The sequence below is a fragment of the Citrobacter sp. genome (assembly GCF_050252275.1).
GTDB lineage: Bacteria > Pseudomonadota > Gammaproteobacteria > Enterobacterales > Enterobacteriaceae > Citrobacter_A > Citrobacter_A amalonaticus.
In genome coordinates this window covers 1-12,112 of the sequence record NZ_JBFWLF010000127.1, presented here as the reverse complement: position 1 = coordinate 12,112, position 12,112 = coordinate 1, and the positions used below count along the sequence as shown (strand labels likewise).

The 12,112-nt window shown below is 59.5% G+C and carries 4 protein-coding genes, 1 other RNA gene and 1 pseudogene; all 6 read left to right on the top strand.

Annotation, left to right across the window (positions count from 1 at the left end):
• A partial coding sequence (locus AB7E14_RS12435) for a BapA/Bap/LapF family large adhesin (protein WP_428169561.1) occupies window positions 1-6,499 on the top strand: 6,499 nt, incomplete at its 5' end.
• Between the two features lie 82 nt (window positions 6,500-6,581).
• Window positions 6,582-7,988: a TolC family outer membrane protein gene (locus AB7E14_RS12430; RefSeq protein ID WP_316962796.1), complete on the top strand. Its 1,407-nt coding sequence runs from the start codon at window positions 6,582-6,584 to the stop codon at window positions 7,986-7,988.
• Window positions 7,985-10,171, top strand: a pseudogene (locus tag AB7E14_RS12425) (type I secretion system permease/ATPase). The gene AB7E14_RS12430 and the pseudogene AB7E14_RS12425 overlap by 4 nt, the downstream one beginning before the upstream one ends.
• The gene (locus AB7E14_RS12420) at window positions 10,152-11,342 is read left to right on the top strand and encodes an HlyD family efflux transporter periplasmic adaptor subunit (protein ID WP_316962797.1); all 1,191 of its coding nucleotides are present in this window, start codon (window positions 10,152-10,154) and stop codon (window positions 11,340-11,342) included. The pseudogene AB7E14_RS12425 and the gene AB7E14_RS12420 overlap by 20 nt, the downstream one beginning before the upstream one ends.
• Before the next feature lie 62 nt (window positions 11,343-11,404).
• Window positions 11,405-11,767: a transfer-messenger RNA gene (gene ssrA / locus AB7E14_RS12415) on the top strand.
• Between the two features lie 203 nt (window positions 11,768-11,970).
• On the top strand, window positions 11,971-12,112 hold a 142-nt coding region (locus tag AB7E14_RS12410; protein ID WP_428169562.1), incomplete at its 3' end, for an integrase arm-type DNA-binding domain-containing protein.

Sequence of the window (12,112 nt, the reverse complement as noted above, 5' to 3'; positions counted from 1 at the left end):
GAACGTCGATCTGACTAAACCGGCGTCCCCGGAGGAGGTAACGATCACAGCCGATGGCGCGACGGTCAGCGGCACGGCGGAAACCGGCAGCACGGTGACGATCCGCGATACCGACGGCAATGTGATTGGTACGGGCGTGGCAACAGACGGCACGTTCCAGATTCAGGTCACGCCAGCGCAAACGGGCGTCAATTCGCTGACCGCTACGGCGCAGGATGCCGCCGGTAACACCAGCGATCCCACAAACTTTACCGGCTCCGGCACCGGGTTGCCGATCATCAGCGCGATAATCGATGACACCGGCACCATTCAGGGCGATCTGAAGAGCGGACAAACCACTGACGATACGCAACCGGGGCTGCGCGGCGTTTCCACACCGAACTCAACCGTCGATATTCTGGTCGACGGCATCGTTGTCGCGTCAAACGTCCCGGTTGACGAGAACGGCAACTGGAACTGGACATCCACCGCCACGTTAGCCGAAGGCCTGCACACCTTCGAGGTTATCGATACTGTGGATGGCAGCAAAGCGTCAGCCGTGGTCAACATCACCGTCGATCTCACTCCACCGGCACAACCGTCGATTGGCAGCGTAACAGATGATGTCGCCCCGGGTACGGGAACGCTGACCAGCGGGCAGACGACCAACGATACCCGTCCAACCCTGAGCGGCAGCGGCACCAACGGCGAAACCATCACGATTTACGATGGCAATACGCCAATCGGTCAGGTACAGGTCGTCAACGGCACGTGGAGTTTTACGCCTCCCACCGGTCTGGGGGAAGGCAGCCACAATCTGACCATCACTGCCACCGATGCGGCAGGGAATACCAGCGTCGCGTCGGAAGCATTTGTCGTGGTGGTGGATACTACGCCGCCAGTAGCGCCAACCCTTACCAGCGCCACGGATAACAGCGAGCCGCAAACAGGCGTCATCAGTAACGGTGGCAGCACCAATGACACCACACCCGCCTTTACCGGCAGCGGTGAAGAAGGCAGTACGATTACCCTCTATGACAATGGCGTGAAAATCGGCACCACGCAGGTCACCAACGGTAGCTGGAGTTTTACCTCTCCGACGCTTGCCACAGGTTCCCATGTGATTACCGTCACCGCCACCGATGCGATGGGTAACGTCAGCGCGCCTTCCACTGCGTACACGGTGAACATCGATACCACCGCGCCACGGGTACCGGTGATTCAAAGCGTCACCGATGACACCACCCCGTCAACCGGCGTACTGGCGAACGGACAAAGCACCAATGATACTCAGCCAACCTTCCAGGGAACGGCGGAGCCGGGCGCCACTGTTACGCTGTATGACGGCGGACTCGCCGTGGGCAGCGTGGTGGTGGGCACCGATGGAAGCTGGTCGCTCTCACCGGATACCCCATTAGGCAGCGGCCCACACAATCTGACCGTCACGGCCACGGACGCGGCAGGCAACGAAGGCCCGTCCGCCGCGTTCACTCTGACCGTGGACACACTGGCGCCATCGGCTCCTGTCATCAGTTCCGTCAGTGATGATGTCGCCCCGAATAGTGGTTCGCTGAACAACGGACAAAGCACTAACGACACGCGGCCAACGCTGACCGGAACCGCCGAAGCGAACAGCACCGTCAGCATTTTTGACGGCACCACGCTGCTAGGCACCGTGCAGGCCAACGGTACAGGCGCATGGACCTTTACGCCCGCAACCACACTGGGTAATGGCTCACACACGTTCAACGTAACCGCCACAGACGCGGCCGGTAACGTCAGCCCTGGCGCTACCTTTACTGTGGTCGTCGATACGGTTTCCCCTCCGGCTCCCACCATCATCAGCGTCACCGATAACGTGACGCCAGGAACCGGTGCGCTCACCAGCGGGCAAAGCACCAATGATACCCGCCCGATCATGACCGGAACCGGTGAACCCGGTAGCACCATTAACGTCTACGATGGCAACGTTCTGCTTGGCACCGCCACCGTGACCGAAGGCGGGAGCTGGAGCTACCGACCGGACGGATTGTCCCAGGGGGCCCACTCGCTGAGGGTCACCGCCACCGACAGCGCGGGCAATACCGGCCCGGCATCAGCGAATTTTACGCTGACGGTCGATACCGTTTCGCCTGGCGCGCCAATAATCAGTAATGTGCAGGATGACGTTGGCCCGGTCACCGGCAGTCTGAGCAGCGGTCAAACCACCAACGATGCGCGTCCTGTTTTCACCGGCACCGGTGAACCGGGGACCACAATCAGCATCGCAGACAACGGCGTTCCCCTCGCCAGCGTGACGGTTGAGGCGAACGGGAGCTGGACCTTTACCCCCACCAGCGATCTGGGCCAGGGGAATCATCCGTTAACCTTCACCCCAACGGATGCCGCTGGTAACGTCGGTCCTTCTGCCAGCTTCACCGTCACGGTAGATACCGCCGCGCCGCTGGCACCGGTAATCACTTCTGTGGTCGATGACAGCGCGCCGCAAACTGGCAATCTGTCGCCCAATCAGAGCACCAATGACACTCGCCCAACGCTTAACGGCACGGCAGAGCCAGGCACCACGCTAACCTTTACCGATAACGGCACGGTCATTGGCAGCCTCGTTGTCGGTACGGACGGCAACTGGACCTTCACACCAACCACCGCCCTGACTAACGGCGCGCATACCCTTGCTGTGACCGCGACTGACGCCGCGGGCAACATCGGTCCGGCGGCCAGTTTCGCCGTCACGGTGGATACGCTGGCGCCAACCGCGCCGGTGATCACCACCATTCTTGATGATGTCAGCAATATCATCGGTCCCGTCGGCAGCGGACAAAGCACCAATGACACCCTGCCAGAGCTGCGTGGCACCAGCGAGCCGGGCGCATTCATCACACTCTATGACGGCGCAACGTTACTCACGCCAACCCCGATTCAGGCGGATGCCAACGGCGCGTGGAGCTTTACGCCTACCAACGCACTGACGGAGGGTGCGCATACCTTTACCGCCAAAGCCACCGACGCCGCGGGCAACGTCAGCGCATCGTCGGCGACATCGACCATCGTGGTGGATACCACGCCGCCCGGCACGCCGACCAATCTGGCGGTGGTCACCAACGGCAGTCACGTCACCGGTACGGCAGAGGCCGGCAGCACGGTCACTATCACCAGCAGCAATGGCACGGTGCTGGGTACCGGCGTTGCGGACGGCACCACTGGCAGCTTTAGCATTCTGATTACCCCTGCGCAGGTCGGTGGAGAGACGTTGCAGGTAGTCGCCCAGGACAAAGCGGGTAATACCGGGACCTCCGGCAGCGTCATTGCGCCGTTCAGTGGTCTGCCTGGTGCCCCGGTGATCGCCTCGTTGACGGACGATGTGGACTCTATCACCGGCCTGGTGGCCAACGGTCAGGCCACCAATGACGCCAGACCGTTGTTAAACGGGACGGGTCAGCCGTTCTCCACCATCACGGTGTACAGCGACGGCGTCTCTATTGGCAGCACCAGCGTGGATGCGCAAGGTAACTGGTCACTGACCCCGCAGGCCAACATCGCCGACGGAACGCACATCCTCACCGCCACAGCCACTAACACCAACGGCACCAGTACGCTGTCATCAGGTTATACCGTCACGGTGGATACGGTCACGGCCGCGCCAACGGGCACCGTGAGCGCCGACGGCGCCAGCATCAGCGGCACCGCTGAAGCGGGCAGTACGGTGAGCATCACGCTTAGCACGGGCTTAACGGTGACCACGACCGCCAACAGCAGCGGCAATTACACCTATACCTTCGATCGCAAACAGACCAGCGGCGAGAACATCAGCGTCAGCGCCACGGACGCCGTCGGCAACGCCTCGACCCCGACGCAGGTCACCGCGCCAACGCTGCCCATCTCGGCCAACGATAACGTTGAAAATCTGGAGTTAACCTCCAGTGCCACCGTCACAACCGAGCAACTGAGCGACTATGGTTTGCTGCTGGTTGGCGCGCTGGGCAACGTGGCGAACGTGTTAGGTAACGATACGGCAGCCGTGGAGTTCACCATTCAGGACGGCGGCAGCGCCAGTCTGGTGATAGACGCCAGCGCTACCGGCGTTGTGCTCTCGTTGCTGAATACGCAGGAGGTGGCGATCCAGAAATATGATGCCGCGACTAACTCGTGGACCACGGTCATCGACACCGCGCAGGCACAGTTTGCCAATTTACTGACGCTCGGCAGCAGCGGCGTCACGGTGAACGTGTCCGGACTGGAGGGCGGTACTTATCGGGTTCTGACCTATAACACCGCACTGCTGGCAACCGGCTCTTATACCGCACTGAACGTCAGCGTCGAAGAGACCAGTGCCGGTACCATCACTACCACTACGCCGCAGACTGGCAACGTGCTGAATAACGACAGCGCGCCGCAGGATACTCTTGTCACCACAGTCACTAACGCCAACGGACAAGTCTTTACGCTTAACGCTGGCAGTAACGTCATTCAGGGCGTCTATGGCACGCTGACGATTAATCAGGACGGTAGCTACAGCTATGCGCTGAACCCGAACAGTCCGGCCTCAGTGATTGGCCGCACGGAGAGCTTCACTTACACCATCAACGGCGGCGGCAACAGCGCCTCGGCGAAGCTGGTGATTACTCTGGGCAATGACGCTCCGGTCAGCAGCGTGACCGCCGTCGATAACGTCGCCACCCTGCCCTATGACACGCATGTGGAGGCGATCAACAACGGGGCGTCCTCGCAGGGCGGCTTTACGGTGGTGAACGTCAGTCTGGGCAACGTGCTGGATCTGGGCGTACTGGACAAACTGAGCAACCCGATTATTTTCGACGTTGAGCAGGGTTCTACGCGCACCATGACGCTGCAATCCTCCATTGGCGGCGTGGCGGTGGCGTCCAGCTTCGATCTGTACATCTATCGCTTCAACGACGTCACCCAGAAGTTTGAGCAGTGGCGAGTGGAGAAAAACTGGCTGAACGCACCGCTGCTGGGTGGTCAGTCCGACAAGCTGACGCTGAATCTGCCGGGCGGCGAATACCTGTTCCTGCTGAACCCGGCATTTGGCGTCACGGCGTTGACCGGCTATACCCTGAACGTGCTGGAGGATCATGTTTACAGCGTTGACAGCCTGACCACCAGCACCCAGGGCAATGTGTTGAGCGACGATATCGCCCCCGCCGGCACGCTGGTCACCCAGGTAAACGGTGTGGCGGTTGCCGCTACCGGCACGACGACTATTGTCGGCACCTACGGCACGTTAACCATTGATGCGAAAGGGAACTACACCTACACCCTGAAAAGCGGCGTAGGTGCGGACGGCACCAAAACACCGGACAGCTTCATCTACACGGTGAAAGCGCCAAACGGGGATACCGATACCGCCTCGCTCAATATCCAGCCGACTGCCCGTCCGCTGGATGCCGTGAACGATGTCAGCGATACCCTGTTGGCCCCGTCCGTACAGGACACCACGAGTTATCTGGATTCCACCGTCGGGAGTGCCAGTTGGGGAGTCCTTGGCAGAACCGGTAGCGGCAGCGGAACCTTTGACGTCGCGGCAGGCACCATTCTGAAAGGCGCGTCCATCGTCTTTGATGTCTCGACGCTGGTGACGCTGGGCAATCTGACCATTAGCTGGTCAATACTGGAAAACGGCGTGGTCGTTCGCTCCGGTACCGTGCCGGTCGCCAATATCACGCTCGGCGGCGCCACCGTGACCGTCAATCTGAGCGGGCTGGAGCTGGATGGCGGCACCTACACGCTGAACTTCACCGGCAATAACACCCTGGCGGGCGCAGCGACCATTACGCCGAAAATCACCGGGACGACGGTCGATCTGGATAACTTCGAAACCTCCGGCACGCACACCGTCAGTGGCAATATCTTTGACGGCAGCGACTCCGGCGGTGCGATGGACCAGTTGAATACCGTCGATACGCGCCTGACCATTACCGGTTACAACGGCAGTACCGCCACGCTGGATCCTTACTCCAGCGCCACTACAACCATTCAGGGCCACTACGGTTCGCTACAAATTCGCACCGACGGCTCGTACACCTACACGCTCAACAACGGTGTGGCGCTCTCGTCCATCACCACCAAGGAGACATTCACTTACACGCTCAATGACACCCACGGTCATACCGATACCGCCACGCTGACGGTGGATATCGCCCCGCAGGTGAGCAGTACCGCGCAAAGCGACGTGCTGGTGGGATCGGTATATGGCGACACGCTGATCTACAACCTGCTCAACGCCAACGATGCCACGGGCGGCAACGGGACTGACACATGGAGAAACTTCTCGCTAGCGCAGGGCGACAAAATTGACATCGGCGATTTACTGGTGGGTTGGAACGGGCAAACCGCTTCGCTGGGCAACTATCTCAGCGTCAGCACCAGCGGCGGCAATACCACCCTCTCTATTGACCGTGACGGGGCGGGCAGCACTTACCACTCCACGCAACTGGTAACCCTGGAGAATGTACAAACCACGCTGACGGAGCTTATCGAACAAAACCATATTGTGACCTGATAAAGGCCAGTAGCACGACAACACAACGACTCCGGGCGCACGCTCGCCCGGGGCAAAAAACAACGCTCAATTAGGGAAGAAAATGGGAAAACGACAGCTTACTTTCTGGTGGCTGGCGGGCAATCTGTGCGCTGCGCCCGCTATCGCTGCTGTAGAAATGCCTCGCATCGCCTCGCAGCAGTGGGTTGAACAGCAGGAACTGCCCGCGCTTGATGGCCCGATGCCGCAGAGCGGTGACAGCGCCGCGCCCGGCGAACTGACTCTCTCTCAGGCGGTCAATCGTGCCGTCACCTGGCATCCATCGATCGCGGAAGTGGTCGGTAAACTGTATGCCCAAATTCAGCAGGTCGATGTTGCAAAAGCCAAATACTATCCGCAGGTTAACGCCGGGATGAATAACGGCTATACCAACAGCTATTCCGACAGCGGATTCAGCCCGTCGCTGGTACTGTCACTGTCGCAAATGCTCTATGACTTTGGAAAAGTCGCAAGCCAGGTGCGGGCAGAAAACGCCGGCGTGGCGCAGGAGCAGGCCAACGTACTGCTCAGCATTGATACCGTCAGCCATGAAACGGCGACCGCTATTGTACAAGTGCAGACCTGGCAGCAGATGGTGGCGGTGGCAAAGGAGCAACTGGATGCCCTGAGCGCCATTGGCAGGCTGGCGAATCAGCGCAACGATGAAGGCGCCAGCTCGCTGTCGGACGTGGTGCAGACCGATGCGCGCATTGAGGGCGCCCGCTCCCAACTCGTACAGTATCAGGCCAATCTTGAGAGCTCGCAGGCGACGCTCATGACCTGGCTGGGCTGGAAAAACCTTAACACCATCAGCAACGACTTCCCGCAAAAGCTGGGCCGCAGTTGCGAACTGGCAAAACCGGATGACAAGCTGGTACCCGCCGTTCTTGCCGCCTGGGCGCAGGCCAACGTCGCCCAGGCTAATCTCGACTACGCCAACGCGCAGATGACGCCGACGGTTTCGCTGGAGCCGGAGGTTCGCCACTACCTCAATGATAATTATGCCGGGCATGAGTCAGTTGACCGCACTCAGTATTCGGCGTGGGTCAAAGTGGAGATGCCCATTTATCAGGGCGGCGGCTTAACCGCCCGGCGCAACGCCGCCAGCCACGCGGTGGAATCCGCCCAGTCAGCCATCCAGCGCACCCGGCTGGACGTGCGCAAGAAGCTGCTTGCGGATCGCAGTGAAGCGATGAACCTGGTGACCTCCTTGCAGATCCAGAAGCGTCAGGAGACGTTGAGTGAACGGACGCGCGAGCTGTACCAGCAACAGTATCTCGACCTCGGCTCCCGACCGCTTCTCGACGTGCTTAACGCTGAACAGGAGGTCTATCAGGCGCGCTTCGCACAGTTACAGACAGAGAGTCAGTTGCATCAACTGCAGCTTAACTGCCTGTACAACACCGGTCAGATGCGCCAGGCCTTTGGTCTGGAAAACCGCACCATTCAGTCAGTGGAGATTCAGCCATGACTCACGCCGACATTCCTGGCGACGAGCGCATCACCGCACCGGCGCTGGCCAACTGGGCGCGGGCAATGAGCCATATCGCCACCCATTATCGTATTGCCTGTTCTCCCGGCGCGTTGCAGGCCAGCGCCCCGTGGTTCCAGGATAAACCGATGCCGCAGGCGCTCAGCCAACTGGCCCGCCAGGCCGGACTCTCTTTTCAGCCGCTGGCTCCCAGCGAACAGTCGCTCACCCGCTGGCGTCTGCCGGTGGTGATCCAGCTCCAGGAGGGTGAACTGGTACTGGTTGAACAGTTCGACGGCGAAGACCAGCTTGACGTCTGTTTTATCAACGGCGAACTCCAGCGCAACCGGATCGCCCTGCGCGACCTGCTGCCGACGGTCCGTTTCATTATCGCGTTACGTCCGCTTTCCGCCGTGAAAGACCGCCGGGTGGATACCTATATCTCGCGTTTCAAACCCGACTGGCTGAAAAGCCTGGTGCTGAAAGATCTACGTCCTTACGGCCCGGTGATGCTGGCAGCATTGCTGATCAACATCCTGTCGCTTTCCGGGATCGTCTTCTCGATGCAGGTGTATGACCGGGTGATCCCCGCGCAATCGTGGCCGTCGCTGTATGTCCTCGCCGTCGGCGTGTTGATCGCCATGTTGTTTGGTTTTCTGCTGCGACTCGCCCGTGGTCATGTGATGGATCGGTTGGGTAAGCGCGCCGATATGCGGGTGTCGGATCGCGTGTTCAGCCACGCTCTGCGCCTGCGTAATAGCGCGATCCCTCGCTCCACCGGCAGCTTTATTTCGCAGCTACGCGAGCTGGAACAGACCCGCGAGATGGTGACCTCTTCCACGATCTCCACCATTGTGGATCTGCCCTTCTTTTTTCTGTTCATCGTGGTGCTGGCGATCATCGCCCCGCCGCTCGCCTGGATCGCCCCGGTCGCCGCGCTGCTGATGATCCTTCCCGGTCTACTGTTGCAAAAAAAGCTCGCGGAGCTGGCGAATCAGTCAGCGCACGAGGCCACGCTGCGTAACGCCGTGCTGGTCGAAAGCGTTCAGGGGCTGGAGGACATCAAGCTGATGCAGGCGGAGAACCGGTTTCTGCAACAGTGGAACAGCTATATCCGCATCACCGCCGAGTCCGGACTGCGCACCCGCGAACTGTCGCAAGGGCTAATCAACTGGGGGGTGACCGTCCAGGGGCTGGTTTATGCGGCAATGGTGATGTTTGGCGCTCCGCTGGTGATTGAAGGCACGCTGACGACCGGCTCGGTGGTTGCTGCCTCCATGCTTGGCTCAAGGATGATCGCCCCGATGGGTAATCTGTGCGGCGTGCTGGCACGCTGACAGCAGGTGAAAGCCGCTAAAAAGGGGCTGGACAGCATTATGGAACTTCCCACTGAGACCCAGCGTGACGAAACGCGGGTGCATCAGGAGATCTTTCACGGTCATTATCTGTTCGAGAACGCACAGTTTCGTTATCACAGTGAAGACCAGCGGGTGCCACTGCGCATTAACCGAATGGAGATCGCCGCCGGCGAACGCATCGCAGTGCTCGGGCGCAACGGCGCGGGCAAATCCACGCTGTTGCAGGCGCTGGCAGGCGGCGTGGATCTGGTCGAGGGCGACGCCCGTCTCGATAACCTCAGCCTGCCGCACATCGATATGGCCGATTTGCGCCGCAACGTCGGTCTACTGAGCCAGAACGCGCGCCTGTTTTTTGGCACCCTGCGCGAGAACCTGACGCTCGGCGCCCCGCACGCCAGCGACGACGAGATATTTACCGTGCTGGAGATTTGCGGTGCGGCCAACTTCGTGAAACGGCTGCCGAAAGGGCTCGATCATCCGATTATGGAAGGCGGCAGCGGGTTATCCGGCGGTCAGCGACAGTCCATCATGCTCGCCCGCATGCTGCTGCGCGCCCCCAATATCGTCCTGCTCGATGAGCCCACCGCCTCGCTGGATGAGCATTCCGAACGCGAGTTTATTCAACGACTGGGACAGTGGCTCGGCAACCGCACTCTGATCGTCGCCACCCATCGCGTACCGGTACTGGAGCTGGTCGAACGGGTGGTGGTGCTTAAAGAGGGGCAACTGGTGATGGACGCGCCGAAAGCGCAGGCGCTGGGACAAAGTCGAATGGCCGCGCAGGCCAACACACGGGAGTGGAAAAATGAAAACCAGTCAGCCTGACGCGACCCACGACGCGCTCGACGACAGCCGCGAGCGAGAATTCTCAGGTGCCAGTCGCATCATCTGGCTCACCGGGATCTTGTGTCTGATCCTCGCGGTGTGGGCGTGGTTCGGCATTCTTGATGAGGTCTCGACGGGCACCGGCAAGGTGATCCCCAGTTCGCGCGAGCAGGTATTGCAGTCGCTCGACGGGGGGATCCTCGCCGAACTGATGGTGCATGAAGGCGATCAGGTCCAGGCGGGACAGGTACTGGCGCGACTGGACCCGACGCGCTCGGAGTCTAACGTTGGCGAAAGCGCCGCCCGCTATCGCGCCTCGCTGGCCTCCAGTCAGCGCCTGACGGCTGAGGTTAGCGACAAGCCGCTGGTCTTCTCTGACGAACTGAACGCCTGGCCAGATCTGGTCGCCTCGGAAACGCGACTTTATACCACTCGCCGCGCACAACTCGCCGACGCGCAGTCTGAGCTCAAAGAGGCGCTGACGCTGGTGAATAAAGAGCTGGCGATCACCGAGCGGCTGGCAAAAAGCGGCGCCGCCAGCCACGTCGAGGTACTGCGTTTGCAACGGCAAAAAAGCGATATTGGCCTTAAACTCACCGATCTGCGCTCGCAATATTACGTCCAGGCGCGCGAGGCGCTGTCTAAAGCCAACGCCGAAGTGGCAATGCTCTCCGCGATCATTAAGGGACGCGAAGATTCGGTGACCCGCCTGACCGTTCGCTCACCGGTTCGCGGCATTGTGAAGAACATTCAGGTCACGACCATCGGCGGCGTGATCCCGCCAAACGGCGAGATGATGGAGATCGTACCGGTTGACGATCATCTGCTGATTGAAACGCGTCTGTCGCCGCGCGACATCGCTTTTATCCACCCCGGCCAGCGCGCGCTGGTGAAAATCACCGCCTACGATTACGCCATTTACGGCGGACTGGAAGGCGTTGTCGAAACCATTTCGCCGGATACCATTCAGGACAAAGTGAAGCCGGAAATCTTCTACTACCGCGTTTTCATTCGTACCCATCAGGACTATCTGCAAAACAAGCTGGGACGCCGTTTTTCCATCGTACCGGGCATGATCGCGACAGTGGATATAAAAACAGGTGAAAAAAGCATCGTCGACTATTTAATCAAACCGTTCAACCGAGCCAAAGAAGCGCTGCGCGAGCGGTAAATGCCTGATGATTGGGGGTGGCAAGGGCTGTCACAAGTCTGTTATACTTGTCTTAACACATTGGGGCTGATTCTGGATTCGACGGGATTTGCGAAACCCAAGGTGCATGCCGAGGGGCGGTTGGCCTCGTAAAAAGCCGCAAAAAATAGTCGCAAACGACGAAAACTACGCTTTAGCAGCTTAATAACCTGCTCTGAGCCCTCTCTCCCTAGCTTCCGCTCTTAAGACGGGGATCAAAGAGAGGTCAAACCCAAAAGAGATCGCGTGGATGCCCTGCCTGGGGTTGAAGCGTTAAAACTAATCAGGCTAGTCTGGTAGTGGCGTGTCAATCCGCAGGTGCCAGGCGAATGTAAAGACTGACTAAGCATGTAGTACCGAGGATGTAGGAATTTCGGACGCGGGTTCAACTCCCGCCAGCTCCACCAAAATTCTCCATCGGTGATTACCAGAGTCATCCGATGAAGTCCTAAAAGCCCGCACGGCGCAAGCCCTGCGGGCTTTTTTGTGTCTGCAATTTGTCCCGCGAAGTCTGATGCCAACTAATTAAATCCGAACCTTTTAGGCCCATTGATAGGCCCAACGAAATGCTCTATTGTTTTCGTTGGGCCTAAACGCATGGAGACCCCTCATGGCAAGAAAAACCAAGCCGTTAACCGATACGGAAATCAAAGCCGCCAAACCTAAAGATGCCGATTACCAGTTGTATGATGGTGACGGACTTACTTTATTAATCAAGTCCAGTGGTAGTAAGCTCTGGCAATTCCGTTACT